The organism is Chryseobacterium sp. UYP7, assembly GCF_056279225.1.
On sequence record NZ_JBWBQW010000001.1, the window covers coordinates 780671 to 804488 of the forward strand.

At 37.7% G+C, this 23818-nt stretch carries 22 protein-coding genes; 3 read left to right on the top strand and 19 right to left on the bottom strand.

Annotation, left to right across the window (positions count from 1 at the left end; all coding sequences use genetic code 11):
* Positions 1–70: 70 nt before the first annotated feature.
* From ACZ9HT_RS03695 to ACZ9HT_RS03745, 11 genes are all read right to left on the bottom strand, one after another.
* Complete coding sequence (locus tag ACZ9HT_RS03695) at positions 71–1063, bottom strand: aspartate-semialdehyde dehydrogenase (RefSeq protein ID WP_476039092.1); 993 nt, start codon at positions 1061–1063, stop codon at positions 71–73.
* 30 nt (positions 1064–1093) lie between these two features.
* Positions 1094–1534: a hypothetical protein gene (locus tag ACZ9HT_RS03700; protein ID WP_476039093.1), complete on the bottom strand. Its 441-nt coding sequence runs from the start codon at positions 1532–1534 to the stop codon at positions 1094–1096.
* Between the two features lie 157 nt (positions 1535–1691).
* A complete protein-coding gene (locus ACZ9HT_RS03705; protein WP_476039094.1) occupies positions 1692–5003 on the bottom strand; it encodes a TonB-dependent receptor in 3312 nt (1103 codons plus the stop codon).
* Between the two features lie 215 nt (positions 5004–5218).
* The gene (gene nadC / locus ACZ9HT_RS03710) at positions 5219–6079 is read right to left on the bottom strand and encodes a carboxylating nicotinate-nucleotide diphosphorylase (protein WP_476039095.1); all 861 of its coding nucleotides are present in this window, start codon (positions 6077–6079) and stop codon (positions 5219–5221) included.
* Positions 6080–6135: 56 nt separating this feature from the next.
* Positions 6136–6978, bottom strand: coding sequence for a sulfurtransferase (locus tag ACZ9HT_RS03715; RefSeq protein WP_476039096.1), 843 nt, complete (start codon positions 6976–6978; stop codon positions 6136–6138).
* Entirely contained in the window at positions 6975–8549 is a 1575-nt protein-coding gene (gene nadB, locus ACZ9HT_RS03720) for an L-aspartate oxidase (RefSeq protein ID WP_476039097.1), read from the bottom strand. Before nadB ends, ACZ9HT_RS03715 begins: the two co-directional genes overlap by 4 nt.
* A complete protein-coding gene (locus ACZ9HT_RS03725) occupies positions 8546–9373 on the bottom strand; it encodes a hypothetical protein (protein ID WP_476039098.1) in 828 nt (275 codons plus the stop codon). The genes nadB and ACZ9HT_RS03725 overlap by 4 nt, the downstream gene beginning before the upstream one ends.
* A 9-nt stretch (positions 9374–9382) precedes the next feature.
* On the bottom strand, positions 9383–10012 hold the full coding sequence (locus ACZ9HT_RS03730) for an NAD(P)H-dependent oxidoreductase (protein ID WP_476039099.1): 630 nt from the start codon (positions 10010–10012) through the stop codon (positions 9383–9385).
* Between the two features lie 179 nt (positions 10013–10191).
* Entirely contained in the window at positions 10192–10680 is a 489-nt protein-coding gene (gene rnhA / locus ACZ9HT_RS03735; protein ID WP_476039100.1) for a ribonuclease HI, read from the bottom strand.
* 2 nt (positions 10681–10682) lie between these two features.
* Complete coding sequence (gene dnaB, locus ACZ9HT_RS03740) at positions 10683–12278, bottom strand: replicative DNA helicase (protein ID WP_476039101.1); 1596 nt, start codon at positions 12276–12278, stop codon at positions 10683–10685.
* A 247-nt stretch (positions 12279–12525) separates the two neighbouring features.
* A complete protein-coding gene (locus ACZ9HT_RS03745) occupies positions 12526–13764 on the bottom strand; it encodes an MFS transporter (RefSeq protein ID WP_476039102.1) in 1239 nt (412 codons plus the stop codon).
* Positions 13765–14023: 259 nt separating this feature from the next.
* Between ACZ9HT_RS03745 and ACZ9HT_RS03750 the strand changes: the two genes are divergently transcribed.
* Positions 14024–14362 carry a DMT family transporter gene (locus ACZ9HT_RS03750; protein WP_476039103.1) on the top strand — a complete coding sequence of 113 codons (339 nt, stop codon included), beginning with the start codon at positions 14024–14026 and terminating at the stop codon, positions 14360–14362.
* A 1-nt stretch (position 14363) separates the two neighbouring features.
* Here the strand turns inward: ACZ9HT_RS03750 and ACZ9HT_RS03755 are convergent, their stop codons facing one another.
* The 8 genes from ACZ9HT_RS03755 to ACZ9HT_RS03790 form a co-directional block, all read right to left on the bottom strand.
* Positions 14364–14735 (bottom strand): hypothetical protein, encoded by a 372-nt coding sequence (locus ACZ9HT_RS03755; protein WP_476039104.1) that lies wholly within the window; start codon positions 14733–14735, stop codon positions 14364–14366.
* Positions 14736–14751: 16 nt separating this feature from the next.
* Positions 14752–16251, bottom strand: coding sequence for a GH3 auxin-responsive promoter family protein (locus tag ACZ9HT_RS03760; RefSeq protein WP_476039105.1), 1500 nt, complete (start codon positions 16249–16251; stop codon positions 14752–14754).
* A 19-nt stretch (positions 16252–16270) separates the two neighbouring features.
* Complete coding sequence (locus tag ACZ9HT_RS03765) at positions 16271–16858, bottom strand: hypothetical protein (RefSeq protein ID WP_476039106.1); 588 nt, start codon at positions 16856–16858, stop codon at positions 16271–16273.
* Positions 16855–17229 carry a hypothetical protein gene (locus tag ACZ9HT_RS03770; RefSeq protein ID WP_476039107.1) on the bottom strand — a complete coding sequence of 125 codons (375 nt, stop codon included), beginning with the start codon at positions 17227–17229 and terminating at the stop codon, positions 16855–16857. The genes ACZ9HT_RS03765 and ACZ9HT_RS03770 overlap by 4 nt, the downstream gene beginning before the upstream one ends.
* A gap of 10 nt (positions 17230–17239) precedes the next feature.
* Positions 17240–17854 (bottom strand): hypothetical protein, encoded by a 615-nt coding sequence (locus ACZ9HT_RS03775; RefSeq protein ID WP_476039108.1) that lies wholly within the window; start codon positions 17852–17854, stop codon positions 17240–17242.
* On the bottom strand, positions 17851–18210 hold the full coding sequence (locus tag ACZ9HT_RS03780) for a hypothetical protein (protein WP_476039109.1): 360 nt from the start codon (positions 18208–18210) through the stop codon (positions 17851–17853). The genes ACZ9HT_RS03775 and ACZ9HT_RS03780 overlap by 4 nt, the downstream gene beginning before the upstream one ends.
* Before the next feature lie 78 nt (positions 18211–18288).
* Entirely contained in the window at positions 18289–18564 is a 276-nt protein-coding gene (locus ACZ9HT_RS03785; protein WP_476039110.1) for a hypothetical protein, read from the bottom strand.
* 226 nt (positions 18565–18790) lie between these two features.
* Positions 18791–19207, bottom strand: a complete 417-nt coding sequence (locus ACZ9HT_RS03790; protein ID WP_476039111.1) for a hypothetical protein — start codon at positions 19205–19207, stop codon at positions 18791–18793.
* 246 nt (positions 19208–19453) lie between these two features.
* Between ACZ9HT_RS03790 and mfd the strand changes: the two genes are divergently transcribed.
* Positions 19454–22867 (top strand): transcription-repair coupling factor, encoded by a 3414-nt coding sequence (gene mfd / locus ACZ9HT_RS03795; RefSeq protein ID WP_476039112.1) that lies wholly within the window; start codon positions 19454–19456, stop codon positions 22865–22867.
* Positions 22868–22923: 56 nt separating this feature from the next.
* The gene (locus tag ACZ9HT_RS03800; RefSeq protein ID WP_476039113.1) at positions 22924–23814 is read left to right on the top strand and encodes a hypothetical protein; all 891 of its coding nucleotides are present in this window, start codon (positions 22924–22926) and stop codon (positions 23812–23814) included.
* Positions 23815–23818 lie beyond the last annotated feature (4 nt).

Below are 23818 nucleotides of genomic sequence, written 5' to 3' on the forward strand. Positions count from 1 at the left end.
TTCTATTACAATAATAATAAATGTTTGAGTCGTCTAATTAAAAATGCTCACTTTATAGTGAGCATTCATTTTAAACTAATTTGTTTTCGAGCAGATATTCTGCGATCTGCACGGCGTTGGTCGCGGCACCTTTTCGTAAATTATCTGCTACGATCCACATATTGAGCGTTTTAGGCTGAGAAATATCTCTTCGGATCCGTCCGACAAAAACCTCATCTTTTCCCTCTGCATACAAAGGCATGGGATAAATGTTATTTTTTACGTCATCAAGAACAGTAACTCCGGGAGTATTTGAAAGGATATTTCTAACCTCCTCTAAATCGAATTCGTTTTCAAACTCAATATTTACACTTTCGGAATGTCCGCCCTGAACGGGAACACGAACTGCGGTTGCAGTGATACCAAATGTGTTATCGCCTAGGATTTTCTTAGGTTCCGTCATGAGTTTAATTTCCTCCTTCGTATAATCATCATCAGAAAAAACGTCGCATTGTGGAAGTGCATTTTTAAAGATCTCATAAGGATAAACTTTCGCCACCTTGTTGTTACCCACAATTTCAGCATTGAGCTGATCAACTGCATCTTTTCCTGTTCCAGTGACCGATTGATAGGTAGAAACGATAACGCGCTTTAAATTGAATTTCAGATTTAAAGGATGCAGAACCATGACCAACTGAATCGTAGAACAGTTTGGATTAGCAATGATCTTATCATCTTTCGTTAAAACACCCGCATTGATTTCTGGAACGACCAATTTATTGGCAGCTTCCATTCTCCACGTAGAAGAATTATCGATCACCGTGGTTCCAACAGCAGCAAACTGGGGAGCAAACTCCAGAGAAGTTGTTCCGCCTGCAGAAAAAAGAGCGATCTGTGGTTTCATATCAATGGCTGTTTGCATGGATACGACTTTATATTCTTTTCCTTTGAAGTAAATGATTTTACCAACCGATTTTTCGGATGCGACGGGAATCAATTCGGTGAGAGGAAAATTTCTTTCTTCTAAAATTTTTAACATTACCTGACCCACCATTCCGGTTGCGCCAATAAGTGCTACTTTCATCTTTCTGAGGTAATTATAATGAATACTAAATTATGCGCCGAAAACTCTCGTCCACGGGAATGCATAAGCAAATAATAATACGGCAACAACGCCCATAATTACAATACCGAAGTTCAGTTTGTCGTTGGTTTTTAATTTTTTGTTAATGATCGTCATCAATACTGCACCGATCACCATAGAGAAAGGATGCTCTACAAATGTTTGTCTGTTGTAAGAGTCGCTCATTAAAGTTCCACCGTCTAAAGCGGCTTTAAAACCTGGCGAAAAAATAAACAGTAAAGCCAACCCTATCAATGCCTGAATATGAAACATGATCATGGTAAATAAAGTGGATTTTTTGAGCAGTTTAGAAATTTTTCCGGAGTACCCAAACATGCAAACGAGAAGTGAGATCAGGAAAACTGCTACAAGCAATAAGACAAGATAACCAAATCCTTTGTGTGCCTGAAGAAAAACGTTGTAAAAATCCATTTTATTAATTTTAATGTTAAGCGCAAAGATAAAAAAAATCCCGATGAAACCGCCATCGACAGGAATCCTTTTTAAAAGACATCATAGACAAAATGTCACAAAAAAAATGCCTTACAAATTAATTTGTAAGGCATTTCTGTATAAAAACCGGAAAGTGTTAGAAAGAATATTTAAATCCGATCGTTGCGCTCCAGGTTGTAAATCTTGAACTTGCAGCTCTGTATGGTGAAGTAACTAAATCTTTACCATTACGTAACATTGTAAAAGTTGGATCTGGGGAAAGTCCACCTGATCTTCCTAAAACTGCTGCTCCGTAAGAACTTACATTGTTGTCTTGAATTCCCCAACTGGAATCGATAAAGTTACCAACGTTTAAAACGTCTAAAGTGATTGCTATTTTATCACCTTTCTGTACCATATCTGTAAATAAGTTCTGAGCGATTCTTACATCAACACGGTTTAACCATGGTAAAAGAAACTCATTACGTGGAAGAATTTGACCTCTGTATTCTTCTAATCCATTATCCGCGATAAACTTGTTGAAAGCTTCTTGCTGTTGTGCTGCGGTAAATAATACGTTAACACCTGATTTAATATCGGCAAATTTAGTACCCTGTTCAACGGTAGGAATGTACATCAAGTCATTCGCAATACCATCTCCATTCACATCATTCGAATAGTAGTAAGAGAATCTCCCCTGGCTGGATCCGCTGTAGTAAAGGCCGATAGTTGTACCGCCTAAAGTATATGCTACGTTCGCAACAACTCTGTGAGGAATCGCGAAGTTAGAAATACTTAATTCCTGTTGGTTCGGTGAATCAACAGTTGGTGACCCCTGCCAAGCTGAACTTGCACTTGACCCTGCGTTTGCAGAAATTTCTTTCGCTTCGGAATACGTGTAGAATGCCGATCCTGAAAGTCCTTTCCAGGTTCTCATTGTTGCTCCAAAAGTAGCTGAAAAAGCATGTCCTTTTGTATCTGAATTGGTAAGAACGGTAGCGCTGTTTGCTCCAATAAGATTGTTAAATTGATAAGACGCAGCGTTTGGATAATAAGCACGGTCCGCATAAGTCATTCTTGCTGTAGATTCTTTTCTGTTAGCTCCGTACTGGAATACAGAATTTACATCTTTAGTATATAGAATGTCAGTCGTTAATGTTAATACAGAATTTGGAATTTTGTAATCAGCACCAAAGCTTGATCTCCATACGGATGGCATTTTGAAATTCTGATCAACTAAAGCGAATGATGATGGTGCGCCTGCTTTTGGATCTGTAATAAATACGTTTTCTGCGCCTGCTGGTGGGTTATTTACGTAGTGGTAAATATCTTGTGGCTGGAACGTTACATTTCCAATCCATCCTGCAATTTCTGCATAAGAACCTGGTTCAACTGTATTTTGTAAAACACCTGCATTGGTTGGCATATTGGTTAACCATACAAATGGTACGCGACCTGTAAAGATTCCCGTTCCACCACGTAATGTTAAACTTCTGTCTCCCATTACATCATAGTTAAATCCAATACGTGGAGATAACATGATTTTAGATTTTGGCCATTCACCGGAAGTATAGTTTCTTGGCTGACCATTTTTATCTAATAAATCCAAAGCATCAATCGAAGGATTCGCTGTAAGATCATTTAAGTAGGTTGGTAGCTCTGCTCTTAAACCAACGGTAAAGTTAAACTTGTCGCTCAAAGAAACTTTATCCTGCAAATAAGCAGAAGCAAGTCCGAAATTTACTCTCGAATAAGTATCCTGATTTGCGTACGGGTAAGTTAAACCAAAAGAGATCGGAGCAACTTCATTAGCAGTACCTGTTTTCAAGAAGTCTGCTACAGAAGCATATCTGTAATATCCAGTTCCCATACGAGTATATGAGTTTCCGAATTTTTGAACTTCGTAAGCAACCCCTGCAGTGAAAGTATTTCTACCTGTAGTATACGTTAAGTTGTTTGTGAAAGAGAAGTTATCATTAACAACATCATTCAAATAAGAGAATAATTCTGTACCGAAACTGATGTAATTTCCACCACTTGCAGAACCATCCCAAATATCAACAAAAGGGAAAAGAGTATCTGATGGAGATGTTCTTTTATCTTGAATTTTAGAATAAGTAAAGAGTAATTTATTCGAGATGCTTGAGCTAAAAGTTGAGTTTAATTCAGCAGTTAAAGATTGTACTGTATTTTCGAAACCGTAGTTTCCGTTTTCGAAAGTCATTGCTTTGTCACTTACACGCCCCCACGAAGATCTTGGAGATGGTCCGGAAGTCGCGTTAGCAAGTTGCTGAGAAGTTCCTTTTAGGATATTATAACGAATAGCAAATTTATGTTTATCGCTGATATTCCAGTCTAATCTAGCAAGAAATTTATCACCTTGCTGTTGTGCCTCATTAGCATAACCCTGGTAACGTCCAGGATTGTAACCCCATCTGTTGATCAAGTGATTTTGAACAGCGATAAGATCAGATTCTTTAACTCTAGAAATATTGTTTGCAACATCTGCAACTCCATCCTGTGAAGCTTTCCAAAGATTTGCTCCCGAAGCATTTGCTCCTGTTGCAGTTTCTCTTTCACCACTTATGAAGAAGAATAATTTGTTTTGAATAATTGGTCCACCAACTGTGAAACCGTTGTTCAGTTTAGCTCCGGAAACTCTTTCGATCTCCTCGCCATCAATTTTCCATCCGTTTAGTTCCTTACCATTGTAATAACCGTATAATGAACCGTGGAATTTGTTAGTACCTGATTTAGTGATGGCATTAATACCAGCACCTGTAAAACCAGACTGCGTAACATCAAAAGGAGCAATGTTTACAGAAATTTCCTGTATTGCATCCAAAGAAATTGGCTGTGAATTACCACCCGGAACCGGGCTACCACTTAAACCAAAACCATTATTAAAGTTAGCTCCGTCAATTTGTAAATTGTTATAACGGGCATCACGACCAGCAAATGAGTTACCATTAGCTTGTGGCGTTAATCTTGTAAACTCAGTAATACTTCTTGAAGATTGCGGAAGATCCTGAATTAATTTTTGCCCAATGTTTGTAGCTGCTCCCGTTTTATTAACATTTTGACCTTTAGCGCCTGTTAATACAACTTCTGCAATGTCTGCGGTCTTTTGACCTAAAACTGGATTTAAAACAAATGGTTGTCCCAGCTCCAAGTAAACATCTTCATATACGATCGGCTTTTCAGTCCCATTCGTAATTTCTACACGGTAAGGTCCTCCAACACGCATATTTGGCAAGTTGAAAGCCCCAGAGGAATTTGCTGTAGCGGAGTAAGTAGTTCCAGAAGGTAGGTGGGTCGCTTTAATAGTAGCGCCAGATGTGTTTTTACCTTCGTTGTTGGTAACGATTCCAGACATGTTACTTGTGGTAACCTGTGCGTAAACCGTACCATAACCTGCAAATGCTATAGCAGCAACAAGAACAGTTTTCTTTAAGGGTTTAAAATTCATAACAGTTAATTAAGTTATTTTATCAAAAGATTTTTGCAAAACTATTTAAAAAAAACGGAACATTTATTAATAAATTGTTAAATTTTAAAGTTTTGTTAAAAAAATATTTAAATAACTGGTTTTAAACCCGTTGTGAAAGCATATCTCTCCTTAAAAAAATAATGCTCGTTACACAATATATAAAATCTATGGCATTTAGCCCCTTTTTCGATAAATCAGTTAAAAGCCTTTAAACTCAGGTCAATGTTAGCTGCTGAGTGGGTTAAGGCACCCGCAGAAATATAATCAACACCCGTATTGGCAATATTTTTCAGCATATCTCTTGTGATTCCACCCGATGCTTCACTTTCGCATTTACCGTTGATCAGCTGAACGGCCTTTCTCATCGTTTGGGTATCCATATTGTCGAGCATGATACGATCTGCACCGGCTTTTATGGCTTCTTCAACTTCTGCAAGATCACGCGTTTCAACTTCTATTTTAAGTTTCTTTTTATTTTTTTTGAGGTATTCTTTTGCCATTTTTACGGCATTCGTAATACTACCATTATAATCAATGTGATTATCCTTCAACATGATCATATCATACAGACCGTACCGATGATTCGTTCCGCCGCCAATTGCAACGGCCCACTTTTCACAAATCCTGAAATTCGGAGTCGTTTTCCGGGTGTCTAAAAGTTTTGTTTTAGTTCCCAGTAATCTGGAATCCCAGTCATGCGCTAAAGTTGCAATTCCGCTCATCCGCTGCATACAGTTCAAAACAAAACGTTCTGTTGAGAGAATGGAGCGTGCGCTTCCCGTCAAAAAAAATGCGACATCGCCAACATTTGCCGTTTCGCCATCTTTGATGAAAACTTCGACCTTCAGATTTTTATCGAAAGTCTGAAAAATTATTTCTGCCAGTTCTACGCCGGCTAAAATGCAGTCTTCCTTCACCAAAAGTTTGGCTTTCTGCTGCAGATCTTTCGGAATCGTTGCCAGCGTCGAATGATCACCATCTTGAATGTCTTCTTCCAAAGCATTTTTGATAAAAGTTTTTAAAGCTTCTTTCGTAACGTATGCGGGTCTTTTCATTTCTTCTATTTTATGAGATCTCGAAGAATTTTATCTTCGGGAATATTTGAGTTTATTTAAATATTTGTTGCTACCGGCAGATCATTTCGGGACCATTCACTCCAGGAACCCACGTACAGATTTGGCATTTCAAAACCGGCGTAATCCATGGCTAATAAAGTATGACAAGCCGTGACTCCCGATCCACAGTGAACTGCAGTGTTTTCGGAAGGAATGTTTTTTAGAACAGCAGCATACATTTCGTGAAGAATTTGTGGATCTTTAAAAGTTCCGTGTTTGTTAAGATTTTCTTTAAAGGGAATATTCACCGCTCCTGGAATGTGTCCGGCAATTTCATCGATAGGTTCAGTAATGCCGTTGTAGCGGTCTTTTTCCCGAACATCAATTACCATGAAGTCTGGATCTTGAGAATGCTGTTCTACGAAATTAAGATCTGCTTGAGGAAGTTTCCATTCTTTCAGAGTAAATTTTTCTACTGTTTTAGGTTCAACCTTATCTGCATTTAAAGGGAAGCCCTTTTCTTTCGCCATTTGAAGTCCGCCATTTAAAACCTGTACTTTTTCGACTCCCACAGATCGTAACATCCACCAAAACCTGGCTGCAGCGATTGAGGCATTCTTCGTGTCGTAAACAATAACGTGAGAATTTTGGTTAATTCCTAAACCGCTCAAAACTTCTTCGAATTTTTCCAGAAGGGGTAAAGGATGTCGACCGCCGACTTTAGCATCTTTTGGAATTGCAGCTAATGCGATATTCAGATCAACGTACAAAGCTCCATCTAAATGTTCTCTTAAATAATTTTCATAGGCAGAACCGCCACTTCCGGCGTCGACGATGACAACATTTTCCCGGTTTAATTTCAGCAGTTCTGCTGTGTTGATGATTGGAGATATTTTCATGATGCTAAATCTTTATTAAAAAATGAGCCTTTATTTTCCTTCATTAATAGGGATTGTTTGATGATTAGGTAAGAGATATTGGTAAGATTTCTTAGTTCTGAGAGTTTTGGCGACAAAATAGAGTAGCTGTATAATTCGTTCACCGCTTCAAAAATTTCCTGCTGCTTTTTCTTCGCAAGTGCCAACCGGTCATTGCTTCTAACAATGCTTACCAGATCGCTCATCATTTCCTGCAGCTGTCTTCGGAAATAGGAAACCATTACCATTTCATCCATCATTTTCATTCCTTCCTCGTTCCATTCCGGGATTGCTTTTAAATCATCAAAATTGAAATCGTTAATCGTTAAAAGTTCTACCGTTTTTAACGCTGCATTATGTCCGAAAACCATTCCTTCCAATAAAGAATTAGAAGCCAGTCGATTAGCGCCATGTAAGCCGGAATTGGTACATTCTCCAACGGCGAATAAATTTTTGATGGAACTTTGTCCGTCGCGGTCGATATCGATTCCGCCCATTAAATAATGACAAGCCGGAACGACTGGAATAAGCTGTTTGAAGGGATCAACTCCTTCATCGATACATTTCTGATAAATATTCGGAAAGTGTTCAATAAATTTCTCGTGATCCATATCGCGGCAATCCAGTCCCACATAATCGTCGCCGGAAATTTTTAATTCACTGTCAATCGCTCTAGCAACAATATCCCGGGAAGCTAATTCTTCGCGCTCATCATATTTGTGCATAAATTTTTTGCCATCTTTCGTGCGCAGTTTTGCACCATCACCACGAACAGCCTCGGAGATCAAAAATAACATTCCATCTAATTTAGAATACAAAGCTGTCGGATGAAACTGATAATACTGCATGTTCGAAATTTTTCCGCGCGCTCTGTGAACAAAGGCGATTCCGTCTCCTGTTGCAATAATTGGGTTGGTGGTGTTTTTATAAACGTGACCGGCTCCGCCTGTTGCTACTAAAGTGATTTTCGCAGTGATCTTTTTAATGACTTTATTCTTTTCGTCCAGAATATAAGCGCCGTAACAGTCTGTTTTATTATAATCGAAAACTTTTTCGGGAACATGGTGTTGCGTGATCAGATCGATAACGTAATGATGCGCCATCATTTCGATGTTTGGCGACTTTTCGATGGTAGCAAGCAGGGCGCGTTCGATTTCTGCTCCGGTAACATCTTTGTGGTGAACGATGCGGTTTTCTGTATGACCACCTTCCCGTCCCAGCATTAGATGTCCGTCTTTCTGATCGAAATTAGTTCCCCAATCAACGAGTTCTTTAAATCTTTCAGGACCTTCTTCGATGACCATTTTCACGACATCCAGATTGTTTTCTCCGTCGCCGGCTCTCATCGTATCGTCGATATGTTTCTGAAAATTATCGTTGTCGAAATTGGTCACCACGGCTAAACCGCCTTGTGCGTATTTGGTGTTGCTTTCGTCTTTATCGGCTTTGGTGACGATAATGATTTTAGCTTCGGGCATTTTTTCTGAGATTTTTATCGCATAAGAAAGTCCGGAAATTCCGGATCCGATGACGAGAACGTCTGCTTTTATCATTTTAGAAGGTCGTTTAGTTTTATATTGAGGGGCTTTGTATTGTTTTTTTCGAAATCAAATTGCATATCAATAATTTCAAACATCTTTTCGTTAAATCCAGTAAAAGAAAAGTCTAAAGTGTAATCTTGGGGATCAAAAATTTTACTAATTTTTATATTTCCTATGATTTCTATGAGACCCATAACTTTTTTGAAGTGAGCAGGAAAATACCAAGTTATCTCTTTTGTACTTTCCCACATACCAAAATTTTTAACCAAGATCTCACAATTTGTAAAATAGTCAATATCAGGCTTATCAATTTTGTTGATTCTTGTAAATGCAATTAAATTTAAACCTAATTCAGAATCTCTTATTTCTTCCAAAACAATTGCTCCACCATAATTACCACTTTTTAGTTCAAATATGAAACAATCACCCTTTGAAAGTTTTGGTTGTATTATTTTCGTTTTTTTTCTTGCTTTTGCTTTCTCTTTTTGAATTTTTAAACCACTTAAAAATTTATCTAAAGCCAATTCTCTCTTTTTTAAATCAGATTTTGATGCATCAAAATCTTCCCAAATTTTTAAATCAATATTATTTTCAATAATTGATTGTACTTTTAAAAAAGTTTCTTTTTCAAGTTCTTTACATTCCCATTGTGATTTTGCCAATGCAAACCAGAAATTTGTACAATATTCCGCCGAATTTAATTCTTCTCTATAATTTTGAATCAATTTTTGAGAAATTTCATTTACCTCCAAGCCATTATTATAATATTGAAAAAAGTCATTATATACATCTAAAAACATATCGTTAGAAGATATTCCCGTTCCCCAAAATCCCATTTTTAATTTTTAAATAAATTTAAACAATTTATCATTGGGTTTCCGAACTTTTTTAAAATTCTGAAACTCATCTTCTTCCGAGCGGTAACCGAGTGCCAAAGTAACGGCAACCTTTTCTGTTTCTGCATCCAGACCCAAAAGTTCATCGATTTTTTCCTGTTTAAAACCTTCCATCGGACAAGTATCTACGTTTTCCAGAGCCGCGGCGAACATTAGATTTCCCAGCACGATGTAGCTTTGCTTATCTGACCAAATCATCACTTCTTCTGAATTCAAATGTTGAATGTGCTTGCTGATACTTTCCCGAAAAGGATTTAGACTTTCCAAAGGAACTTCTCTGGTTTCAGAAATATGACTGAAATAACTGCCGATGTATTCGTTGCCAATGCTGTTTTTAGAAACAATGACCAGTAAATGGGAGCACGTGGAAATTTGTGAAGCATTGTAAAAAGCAGGAATGAGTTTCTGTTTCACTTCAGGACTTTGAACAATAACGATTCGGTAGGGTTGCAAGCCAAGAGAACTTGCTGAAAGTCTTGCTGCTTCTAAAATATTATGGAGTGCTTCCGAAGAAACTATTTTTTCCGCATCAAATTTTTTCACCGAATATCTTTTGTTCAGTGCTTCAAGGTAATTCATCTAACAAATATAATTAAATGAGCCGGAAGTTGGGTTGATGAATTTCTTCGGGTGAAAAAGTTGATGGTGAATTTCTAAAAGTCAATTTTTGAGAGTCAATTTTCTTTGGGAAAATTTAATGATATGAATTTAAAAAATTGACCATTGAATGCAAAGCGAATTTATTTCAACGTGATTGATTATTTATCGAAGAGTCCACCATCTCTTTGATTCTCGAAAAATTCGTCGGTTAAAAGGGGTTCAGTTTGAGCTGCTTTTACAGCAAGCTGATCACAGATCTCGTTTTCAGAATGGCCGGCGTGGCCTTTGACCCAGTGAAAAGTTGTCTTGTAATCTTTGATTAATGGAACCATTCTCTTCCATAAATCAGGATTTTTTTTATTTTTAAAACCGATTTTTACCCAGCCCATTAGCCATTTTTTATTAATGGCATCCACCACATATTTGCTGTCGGTGTAAATGTGAATGTCGTTTTCGGTAGACTTTACTTTTTCTAGAGCTACGATTACAGCCAGCAATTCCATGCGGTTGTTGGTGGTGAGCCGGAAACCCTGGGAATATCTTTTTTCGTAATTTTTTTCAGGAACCTTCATGACGATACCGTAACCGCCTTTTCCCGGATTGCCACTGCACGCGCCGTCTGTAAAGATTTCTATTCTAAGACTCATTTCTAAAATTGAAAATCGTCATCATCATCCAGATCATTCATAGAGGAACCGGAAAGATTTTGTTTACTCGGCAAATCGAAAGCTGCACCTGGATCGATGGTCGTTTTTATTTTTTCGAAACCGCTTGGCGCATCAAGTTGTGCAAAGTTGGATGGTTGATAACCGGTTCCATATTGGTTTCCAAAAAGGTCGAGATCGGCAAATTTTGCAATATTTTTATGGAAGGACATTCTTACGTCTGCGGTTGCACCATTCCTGTGTTTTGCAATGATCAATTCGGCCTGATTTTCTGTGGAGCTTTCTGCACCATCTTCATCATTATCCCAGGTCGTGATCTTATAATATTCCGGGCGGAAAATAAAGGAAACAATATCTGCATCCTGCTCGATTGCACCAGATTCCCGAAGGTCAGAAAGCATTGGTCTTTTTCCGGGACGGGTTTCCACACTTCTGGAAAGCTGGGAAAGCGCCACTACAGGAACATTAAGTTCTTTTGCAATGGCTTTTAAGGATCTGGAGATCATGGCAATCTCCTGTTCCCGATTTCCGGCACCACCTTTTCCTGAATTGGCCGTCATTAACTGAAGGTAATCCACCATGATGATCTTCACACCGTGCTGCATCACGAGTCTTCGGCATTTTGCACGAAAATCAAATACCGAAAGGGAAGGAGTTTCATCAATAAATAAAGGTGCATTTTCTAGGGCAGATACGTTAGAGAAGAGCCGTTGCCATTCTTCATCGCTCATTTGTCCTTTCCGTAATTTTTCGGAAGATATTCCTGTTTCGGAAGCGATCATCCGGGTAATTAACTGAACTGATGCCATTTCCAGAGAGAATAAAGCCAAGGGAATATTATGTTCTACAGCGATATTTCTCGCCATAGAAAGTAGAAAGGCAGTTTTTCCCATGGCGGGACGGGCTGCAATAATAATTAAATCTGAATTTTGCCATCCACCGGTTTCTTTGTCCAGATCTTTGAAACCTGAAGGAATTCCAGAGATCCCTTCTTTATCTTTTAAAGCTTTAATGGTTTCGATGGCTTGTTTTACCAAAGTATTTGCGGTGTCGAAACCCTTTTTGATCGTATCGTTGGTGATCTCGAAAAAGGATTGTTCGGCTTTATCTAAAAGTTCGAAAACGTCGGTAGATTCTTTGTAAGCGTTATCGATCACATTTGCAGAAACATTGATCAAACTTCTTAAAATAAATTTCTCCAGAATTACGCGAACATGATATTCGATATGAGCACTGGAGGAAACACCCATCGTTAAGTCGATGATATAATGATCACCGCCAGCAAAACCAAGTTTTTCGGTTTTTTTGAGTTCCTGAATCACGGTCATTAGATCGACAGGATGGTTTCCTTCAAAAAGTTTTAAGATGGCACGAAAGATCTCCTGATGTCTTGGATCGTAAAAAACGTCGGGCGTTAATAAGTCAATGGAATAATCGAGTCCTTTTTTATCGATCAAAAAAGTTCCTATTACTAATTTTTCAAAATCAACTGCATTTGGGGGCATTTTCCCGTCAGAAATAGAGAGCTCCTTCGCAAAGTTACCGTGAATGAGAGACGATAACGTTTCTTTTTGTGTCATTGTACAAAGATAGTTTTTTTTAAAAATTTTCGGGATTAATTAATCAACATTAAAGCCGTATAGAGTGCTATGAAATTGATATTCAGGATTTTGATTTGTTGATAAGTTCAAATATAATGAAGAAGAACAGATATTAATTCATAGCCCGGATCGTAATGGAAATCCTTTTTTGCAACGGCAAAAAAGATTGTAGTGGAGAGCCGGACCGATCCTGGAGAGAGAAACATCTTTTCTTGCTCCTAAAAAATTAATAATTCATTTTGCGAAGTTTCGGCACTTTTGTCGCTACGAAAAGCGCGATCAGTACCGTCATTGTTCCACCGAAAACCACAGAACGCACGACGCCCATTAGTTTTGCTGCGACTCCGCTCTCAAACTGACCCATTTCATTGCTCGACATAATAAAGATCGAATTAACGCTCAACACCCGGCCCCGAATGTAATCCGGCGTTTTCAACTGGACAATTGTGCCACGGATCACGACAGAAATCCCGTCTAACATTCCGCTGAAAACGAGCAGTACAAAGGAAAGCCAGTATAAAGTGGACAAACCGAAACCAATGATACACAATCCAAATCCGGCAACCGCGACGAGCAGTATTTTCCCTTGATCTTTTCGAAGTGGAACAAAGGCCAGAAAGGCGATGACGCACATAGAACCAATGTCGGAGGCGGCGTTTAGTAGACCAAAACCTTCGGCGCCAACTTTTAAAATATCAGTCGCGAAAACCGGAATCATGGCGACTGCGCCACCGAAAAGTACAGCAAACATGTCGAGGCAAAGCGCGCCCAAAATTTCTTTTGTTTTATAAATATAGGCGATCCCTTCTCGCATACTTTGTACAACACCCATCGTTCGGTCGCTGTTTTCGGAGGGATGTTTATTCAGAAGCCAAAAGAAAATGGAAGAAAAAAGCATTAATCCCACCACGACCAAAATAGTTCCGGAAATATCGATCCAGTGAATGAGGAATCCGCCTAAAGCGTGACCACAAACCGAAGCCGTGAGAAAAGTTGCCTGATTAAGCGTGATTGCATTTGGAAGGGTTTCACGGGAAACAATCTTCGGGATCATCGATGGAACGATCGGACCAATAAAAGCCCGGCAAAATCCGGTAAAAAAGATGACGGCATAAATATAATAGGAGATCTGCAGATTAGTGAAATGCAATTGCTGATGGCCGAAAAATGCCGGGATCGCCAGTAAACTTATTAAGAAAACATAAGCGTAATTACAGATCAAGAGCAGTCTTTTCTTTTCGGAATTATCGATGACGTGACCGGCGTAAAGCGCGGTAGAAACTGCGGGTATAACTTCGGAAAGTCCGATTAAGCCAATAGCAAAAGGATCTTTGGTCAATTGGTAGATCCACCAACCCATAAGCGTTGCCAACATTCGGAAAGATAAAACCAGAAAAAAACGTCCCGTCATTAAATTCCGAAACTCTGGAATTTTGAGGGTTTGAATGGGTTGCAGCGATATCATTTTGCAAAAGTAAATTTTCAAAACGAAAAATCATTTAATTTTTTGCCCCAAATGCACTAATTATCTACTGGTGATAATAAGCTTCACCGATTTAAAAATCCATTGCGGTCATTTATTCGTGAATTCTTGGCTTTTGATTCTTGCCGCAAATGCACGAATCTCCGGTCAGAATATTTAAGAAACTTTTAAATAGATGCTTACAAATTTCATTCTTGCATTCGTGGCTTCGAATTTTCATAAAAAAATTTATCTTTGAAAAATGAACTGGATTTTACTCATTATCGGCGGATTATTTGAAACCGGATTTGCAACCTGCCTCGGAAAAGCACAGGAAACGACTGGCAAAGAAAGTTATTTTTGGTGGGCCGGTTTTGTGATCTCCCTTTTTCTGAGCATGTTTTTGCTCTACAAAGCAATTTCTGTAGGGGCAAATCCGATCCCGATTGGAACTGCTTACGCGATCTGGACAGGAATTGGAGCAGTTGGCGCAGTAATGACGGGCATTTTTATTTTTAATGAGCCGGCTACTTTCTGGCGAATGTTTTTTGTTTTTACTTTAATAGCGTCGGTAGTTGGGTTGAAAGTAGTGAGTAATTAATTTACTGTCCCGCAATCGTATGTCCGAATGCCCGGCCGATTTGGGCAACTGCACTAAATATTACGGCTGTAACTACAATCACTCCAACAGAAGTTCCCACAAGGATTACAGTTCCTGTTGTACTGTTTTTTCGCACTCTCCAAATCGTGTTTTTTGCAAGGGCAATTCGGGATTTATTGTGCAAACCTATAACGCTGTCGTTTTCAATGGAGGTAATTTCCATTTGGGTTTTTAAGTCATTTTCATGAAAAAAAACATACGTTTTTCCGGCATTTAGACTTTCAAAATTTCCGGGGTTGCTTTTCACGTTATATTTGTTTGAAGAGCAAGAAAAGAGAAATAGAACCATCGCCAAAACACAGCTATTTTTCATCAGTTTAGAGTTTTTTTTATTTCTTCAAATTTTCTAAATAATCCCCGATTTTACGGTCATTTGCCAGACGCGGAATTTTATTTTGTCCGCCCAGCTTTCCTTCCGATCTTGCATAATCCTGAAAAGCATTTTTTCGTAAAGAACTTATGATAAGCGGCTGCAAAATATTTCCAGAGATCAGATCATCATAATAGGAATTTCTTTTTCGCATCTCTTCATTAAGATTTTTTCGGAAGAGGTTGAGATTTTCAGGTTCTTTTTCAAATTCAATAAACCACTCATGATATGGCAAACCTTCAACAGGATTTACTTGAGGTGCAAGATGGAATTCAGTGATCTGCGCCGGAAATTTTTCTACCGTGGCTTTCATGGCTTCTTCCACTTCAAAGGCGATCACGTGTTCCCCGAATGCAGAAGTAAAATGTTTGGTTCTGCCGGAAACTAAAATCCGGTAAGGATCTTTAGAAATAAACCGCACTACATCGCCGATGGAATAAGCCCAAAGTCCGGAATTGGTTGTTAAAATTAAAGCGTAATCTTTATGGAGTTCAACATCTTTTAATGTCAATCTTTTGGCGTCGGGTTTTCCGTATTCTTCAAGCGGAATGAATTCATAAAAAATTCCGTGATTCGTTAAAAGGAGCAAACCTTCTTTTTCATAATCATCCTGAAAGGCAAAAAAACCTTCGCTCGCCGGAAAAGTCTGAATGATATCGACTTTACCGCCAAGCAATTCTTCCATTTTTTCGCGGTACGGTTCGTAATTTACGCCGCCCGTAATGAGAAGTTGTAAATTCGGGAAAAGGTCTTTGATCTTCTTGCCGTTTCTTTCTGTCAGTTTTTCAAAATACATGATCAGCCAGGGTGGAATCCCGGAGATTAGGGTCATGTTTTCTTTTTCGGTTTCTTTTACAATTTCATCAACTTTGGTTTCCCAGTCGTCGATGAGGTTTGTTTGGAGACTGGGCAAACGGTTTTTCTGTAAATAATTTGGAATATGATGCGCGACAATTCCGCTGAGTCTGCCGGTTTGAATGCCGTTCACTTCTTCCAGCTCCGGACTTCCCTGCAAGAAAATCATTTTCCCCGAAACAAAATCGGATCCGTTCTTCTGCGCCATATAATGGAAAATGGCGCTTCGAGCTGCATTTATTTGGAAAGGCATTCCTTCTTTCGAGATCGGAATATATTTGGAACCAGAAGTAGTGCCCGAAGTTTTGGCAAAATATTCAGGAATTCCGGGCCATAAAATATTTGCGTCGCCGTGTTTTACTTTTTCAATAAAAGGCTTTAGATCTTCGTAATCTGCAACGGGAACCTGACTTTGAAAATCTTTTACATTTTTAATATCTTCAAAACGATGAACTCTTCCAAACAAAGTTTTTTCGGCTATTATTACCAAGCTCAGTACCAATTTTTCTTGATCTTGAACAGCATTTTGCTTGAAAGATTTGGCATCTTTAACATGATTTTTTGCCCAGAGTAAAGCGATTTTTTTCTTAATGAAATTCAGCATGACGCAAATTTAGAAGATTTTAGAAATAAATCCTTAAGCCTAAAGATAAATTGAAGATCGTGGCTTTCGAATAATATTTATCGGCGTTTGAATTTTCGATCTCTGTAAAAGTATTCAGAAAGTATAAGCGTGGCGAACCTACGAGATATAGAGAATTATTTTTAGTTAGGCTGTAAAGTGCTTTTGCTCCGAGGATAAAAGCCGTTCCATTTTCTTCGAAACCTTGATTTCGATAAACGGAGTTGCTTATGATTCTTATACTTCCAACACCTAAATTTACTTCAACATCAAATTTATCAGTGACTTTGTAACGGTATAAACCTAAGATTTCAAGAGAAGAAAGCGTCGGATTTTGAAGATCGCCGAAAACGGAAATGTCTTTAACATCGGTAAATCCTTTATGATACTCTAAACTCAGACCCATATTTTTATAAAATGTTCCGGAAAATGAGGCACCGAAGCCGGTAAAAGTTCCTAATCCGTCTGCAATAAAATTATTTCCGATACCGGAGAACGTATTTCCCTTCAATTCAAAAGAAAAATTCTTTTGCTTTTGTGCCATTAAACTTCCGGAAACGACGAGGAAAATAAGTAGAAATATTCTCATGGTTTAAAGGTTATTTGAGTAAAATTCGCATAATTTTTTCCGACGGGTAAAATGATGGCTAACGAATCGTAGGATAACTTACAATCTGTTTCGTTCGAAGTGAATGATGCGATTTGCCGATCAAACGATAACTCTTTTTCGCCAGTTGTTCCGGGACCACCAAGTTTAAAACTTCCATCCGAAGACGATTTTGTCTCGGAAATTAGAATGTTCCCGGAATAAAGGGTGATCGGAACTTCAGATGCATTCTGAGAAATTATTTTTCCTTCTACAAAAACTCTGGAATTGTTGTTGTATTCGGGTTGACAAGAACTGGGCGACATCAAAAAAATGATACTTGCAAAGTGAAAAAGAATAAAAGTGGTCTTCATTTATATTAATTTAAAAATTGAAACGGTAACCTAAACTCAAGCTCAGAAAAATAGAATGATTGAAAAATTTCTGAATTTCCGGATTTTCATTATAGATACTGGTAGAATAATAATTGAGCTTTCCGGCGACAAAAACCGCCTGATAACCTATGGGATCTAAAATGTAAATTGCTTTTCCACCTAAATTAAAACCCATCCCATTATTTTTTAATTTTTGACCGTTCAGATCGATGAGTAAATTCGACTGATTGTAGTAACTGAAACCCACCATTTCCTCTACCAAAAATTCTTCAGAAATATTTTCTCGGTGCGTTACATAAAAATCAATGATCATAAGTCGCGGTGACCCTAAATTGCCGTAAATATTTTGTTTTTCATATTGAACATTTGAAAAAAGCACGTTATAATCTAAGCCAACTCCAAAATTAATGGGTGTCATTAAATTCCCGCTGAAAGCGAATCCATAAAAAGGTTCTAGATTTTTGGCGAGAGAATTATTTCCGATGGCTTTCATCGCAATCGCCCGCACCTCAATATTAGAAACCACGTCGAGTTTATTTTTCTTTTTTTGTGCGAAAAGAAAAGTACTGAATCCTAAAAATAAAAGCAATAAAGTTCTTCTCATTTTACTTTTATTTCGTTAAATATAATATAAGTGATTCCTGCAGGAATAAGGATCTGCAAGGAATCTGCAGAAATAGTACAGCCTGTTTTAGAAGTCGTAAAAGATCGTATTTTTTTATTCAGAACAAGGGAAAAAGAATCTGAAATAAGCGGTCCCGATAAAGAGAAATCACCCGAATTGTTTGGAACCGTTTCCGCGATACTCGTGTTGTCACTTTTAAGAATAACACTAATTCTTTGATAGTCTAATTGACTGCCGGTTAATTTCCCTTCTACATAAGCCCGCGGATTGTTGCGGTTGTCTGATTGGCAGGCCAGAAAAACAGTGAGAATAAAAAAAGTATAAAAAACCTTCATCAATTTTTTTTTAAAGATATAAAAAAGCCCTGAAAATTTTCCAGGGCTTCTAAAATTAAATATGAAAGGTTTTTGTTCCTATTTGTACCGCTTATCGGGCGTTCCGTCTTTTTTTAAATGTTCGTTGGCTTTATACCTTTTGTCCGGAGTTCCATCTTTTTTCAGCTTCATTGTAGAATTGGTGGCTGCGGGTTTTGCAACAACTGTTGCTTTTGCCGGAGTTGCTTTCGTAGCAGTCGTTATTTTTACTTCTTTTACAGGATATGCTGCCGTTTTTTGAACTGGAGTAACCTGTTGTGCACTTGCAAGTCCTAATCCTACGAGGATAGACAATGCCGTGAATAATTTTTTCATTTGCTTAAAAGGTTTTAATTGTGTTTCGTGTTTTTCAACAGAGTAAAATTAGTCAAATAGGAAATGTGAAAATTAACCCACTTCAACTTTAACCAAACTTTAACGCGTATTCTAATTCCGTTTATGGACTAACATTGAAGATAAAATTCCAGTTTACATTTCTCAAATTTCCGTAAAAAAACTGCTTCCTTTTAATGAAGCAGTTTGAATATTTTAGAATTATAAATTATCTCTTAGCATTTGCAGTCCATGTTTTACCGTCTGCAAAATAGAGGATTTTTAAATCATTATTATCAATTCTGATGTAAGAAGTAGCGCTGGATCCTACACTAATTAAAGTATTGTCGCCTTCTTTTTTAAATTCAACTCCATTCAAATCAGGAATTCCATCGGAAAATCTAAAGTTATACTTTGTTCCGCTTGCAATTTTTGTAACAAATACGCTCCCGTTATCTTTTGAAATTGTAGTAGTTCCATCATTGTAAGAAATGTTTCCGTTGTACGTTCCTGCAAAGAAATCGTTGTCTGCCGGATCATCGTCGTTTCTACAAGATGCTAACGAAATGAACGAAAATAGAAGGATAAACAATCCTAAAAATTTTAATCCGGACTTTTTCTTGTTTTTTAAATTCTGTAATTTCATACTATTTTTATTTTTTGTTAAGCGTCTCACTGCTCACACCCTATGCCACCAAGTCTGGACTTTTCGTTTATTGGGAAATTTTATAAGAGGGTTCCATAAGATTTATTTTTAAAGTTTTAGGCGAAATCGTTTTGAAATTACGGTCGAAAATAAATTCTTAAATTTGTGCTTTCAAACGGTTTCGGAATTCTCCGAAATCGCTTTTGTCGTTTTTATTTTCAGCGGCATAAAATATTATTTTCAAGAATGCAGTTAAGACCCATCCACGAAACCTTTCTTCCCGATTTATTGAAAAACGAATTTGGGGCAGATATTTTCAAAAACTTAGAGGACTATCAACACCTTTCTGTGCGGGGTTTTGCAGGTTCGTCACCGTCTGTTTTTACTGCAGAACTTTTTCTAACTTACAAAAAGACCATTCTTTTTCTGATTGAAGATCGGGAAGAAGCGCTTTATGTAACTGCAGAAATGGAAGATCTGCTGGGAAAAGAAAATGTGTTATATTTTCCCACCACTCATGTGGAGCCTTATCAGATCGAGAAAACTCAGAATGCAAATCTGGTCTTACGAACCGAAGTTTTGAACAAATTAAATTCGAGCACGAAGCCAAAAGTGATCGTTGCCGGATTTTCAGCACTCTCGGAAAAAGTTTTGAAGAAAGAAGATTTCAAAGCGATCTCTCATCAGATCAAAGCGGGCGAAAGTTTAGATTTTAATTTCACCGAAGAACTTTTGCACCAGTTCAATTTCAATTTAACGGATTTTGTTTCTGAACCCGGAGAATTTTCTGTGCGTGGTGGAATTGTTGATGTTTTTTCATTCTCCAACGAACAGCCTTACCGGATCACTTTTTTCGGAAATGAAATTGAAAGCATTAAAACTTTTAATATAGAAACGCAGTTAACAGACGGGAAAGTAGACCGTTTTCAATTGGTGTCGAATATGAATTTTGCGGTTTCCGGAACCAAGATCTCTCTTTTTGAATTGATGCCGAAAGAAAGTTTTGTCGTTTCTAAACATGCGTTTTTAGGCTTTAAAAAAATTACAGATTTTTACGAGAAAGCAGAGGTTAAGTTTGAAACTTTAAATAAAGACATTCGCCATCAAAGTCCCGCAGAATTATTCCTTTCTCATGATGATTTAATTAATAATTATCAAAAATTTAGAAGTGTCGATTTTACGCTGGAGAAACTTAAACTTAATGGGATCTCTTGCGGAGATTTAGAACTTTCTCAAACCCAGCAGCCTACTTTTCATAAGAATTTCGAACTGCTGGTCGAGGATTTAAAGGAGAAACAGGAAGCTGATTTCGATATCTGGATCTCTTTTTCCACAGAAAAACAGAAAGAAAGACTCGAAAGTATTTTTGAAGATCTGTCTTCAAACCGAAGCGATGATCCTTCCGCACAAGAAACTTTAGACCTCTCGAAAATCAATTTTAAATCTTTTAAATCAGAACTTCACGAAGGTTTTGTAGATTTTAAGCATAAAATTTCGGTTTATACGGATCATCAGATCTTCGACCGTTATCAAAGATTTAAAGCCAAAAATGCCTTTGCAAAATCCGAACAGATCACGTTAAAAGATCTCATGCAGATGAAAGTGGGCGATTATATCACGCACATCGATCATGGAATCGGAAAATTCATGGGATTGGTAAAAGTGAATAATAATGGTAAAATTCAGGAATGTTTTAAGCTGACCTATAAAAATGGGGACCTGTTGTATGTGAGTATTCATTCATTACATAAAATTTCCAAATTCAATGGTCCGGATGGGAAAGAGATCGTTTTGTCGAAACTCGGTTCTCCCGCCTGGAAATCTTTGAAACAAAAAACAAAGGCGAAAGTTAAACAGATCGCCTTTGATCTTATTCGACTTTATGCTGAGCGAAAAACTGCGAAAGGTTTTGCCTTTACACCCGATACTTATTTGCAGAACGAACTGGAAGCCAGCTTTATTTACGAAGATACGCCGGATCAGGAAAAAGCAACGGTAGATGTGAAAACAGATATGGAAAACGATAACGTAATGGATCGTTTGATCTGTGGCGACGTAGGTTTCGGTAAAACGGAGATCGCAATCAGAGCTGCATTTAAAGCTGCGACTGATGGAAAACAAGTTGCGATTTTGGTACCGACGACTATTTTGGCCTTTCAACATTACCGAAGTTTTACCGAACGACTCAAAGATTTTCCCGTAACTATTTCTTATATGAACCGGTTCCGGACTGCGAAACAAAAGGCAGAAACGCTGGAAGGATTGCAAAATGGAAAAATCGATATCGTTATTGGAACGCATCAACTGGTGGGAAGTTCGGTGAAATTTAAAGATCTGGGACTTTTAATTATCGATGAGGAACACAAATTTGGCGTTTCGGTAAAAGACAAACTGAAAACTTTAAAAAATAATATTGACACTCTGACTTTAACGGCGACTCCGATTCCACGAACGCTGCAGTTTTCTTTAATGGCAGCGCGGGATTTATCGGTTATTAAAACACCACCACCAAACCGGCAACCTGTAGAAACCAATATTGTGGGTTTTAGTGAGGAAATTATTCGGGATGCGATTTCTTATGAAATTCAACGGGATGGACAGGTTTATTTTATCAATAACAGAATTGAAAACCTAAAAGATATTGCGGGATTAATTCAGCGTTTGGTTCCGGATGCAAAAATAATTACGGGTCACGGACAAATGGAAGGAAAGCAACTGGAGAAAAATGTCCTGGATTTTATGGAGGGGAAATACGACGTTTTGGTTTCTACCACGATCATTGAAAGTGGTGTTGATGTTCCAAACGCGAATACCATCTTTATTAACGATGCCCAAAGATTTGGAATGGCCGATCTGCACCAAATGAGGGGACGAGTTGGTAGAAGCAACCGGAAAGCTTTCTGTTTTTTAATTACGCCACCTTTTGATATGATGACTGCGGATGCGAGAAAACGACTGGAAGCCATTGAACAGTTTTCTGATCTTGGAAGTGGTTTTCAGATCGCGATGAAAGATTTAGAAATTCGGGGCGCCGGTGATCTTTTAGGTGGTGAGCAAAGCGGTTTCATTAACGAAATGGGTTTCGATACGTATCAAAAAATCATGCAGGAAGCTTTAGAAGAATTGCAGAATGATGAAGAATTTGAAGATCTTTTTGAAAATGAAGAAGACCGCAAGAAACTCTTTAAATCAACAAAAGAAGTCAATATTGATACGGATCTGGAATTAATGTTGCCCGATTTCTACGTTCAGAGTATTGAAGAGCGGCTTTCTCTTTATCAGAAATTGGCAGACATTCAAAGTAAAGAAGACTTGCGGAAATTAGAAAGCGAGCTGGTAGACCGTTTCGGGGAATTACCTTCGGAAGCAAAAAATTTGATTAAATCGGTTGAGTTAAAATGGATCGCAGCAGAAATTGGTTTCGATAAGATCGTGGTGAAGAACGGCGTTTTCTTAGGCTATTTTCCGCCAAATCCTCAAGACAAATTTTATCACAGCGATAAGTTCAGGAATATTATAGCCTATTTAAATAAGAATCCGAAAGAAGCCACTTTAAAAGAAAAAAGCACCAAAGAAGGAAATCAACTCATGATGCGGAAAGAAAATGTGCAGAATGTAGATGAAGTGAATTCTGTTTTGGAGCGGATTCTGGGATCATAAAACCAGATGATCAATTTTCTAAAAAAAGACTACTTTTGCTGAAATTAATTTTTAAGATGAAAAATGTTTTAAATATTTTCGCGGTTATTTTCTCCGCATTTCTTTTATTTTCCTGCGAGCCCAGTCGGGATTTGAACGGGGATTTTCTTATTGGCGTTAATCCAAATACTGGCGGTGGCGGAAACGGCGGTGGTACAACGGGAGTTGTAAAGAATTTAAAATCGGTTACCTCAATAGATGGCAGTGGAGAAACTCTTATCTATAATTACACCTACGCATCTGGAAAATTAATTGGAGTAAAAGCAAGTGATAATTCTGTCTCTTATGATCTTTTCTATGACAATGATATTTTGAATAAGATCAACGTTATTCAGGATGATGGAATAATCACTAAAACCAATTTTACGATCACCTACAATAACGGTAAATTTCTTAAAGCGGTAGGACTTGGTAGTGAAGATTCGGGAACAACATTTACGAATACTTTAGAATCGACTTACACGAATAATAAAATAACAAAAATTCTTTCAAAATTGGTCGGAAATGATATTAGTGATCCAAATACGACTTACGATTTATTTACTTTTCAAAGCGACATCACTTACACCGGTAATAATATCAACACCTGGAAATTTTCGACTACTTTTCCTGCAACACCACCGATTTCAATTCCACCCATTGTAATAAATGCTACTTTTAGCGATTATGATTCATACCATAATCCCTTTAATAATTTGCCTGAAGCCTTTAATATCATCAGTTCACTTTACGGATCAGACAGCACTGCAGTGATAGGGTTTTCTACAAATAATTACAAAAAAATAACGGTATCGACAGATGCTGATACTCAATCTGCTGTTTATACTTATACTTATGATAAAGATGGTTACCCAACAGTTGGAGTGGCTTCAAATAATTTAGGAACGTTAACATTCGTTTATCAATAAAAAT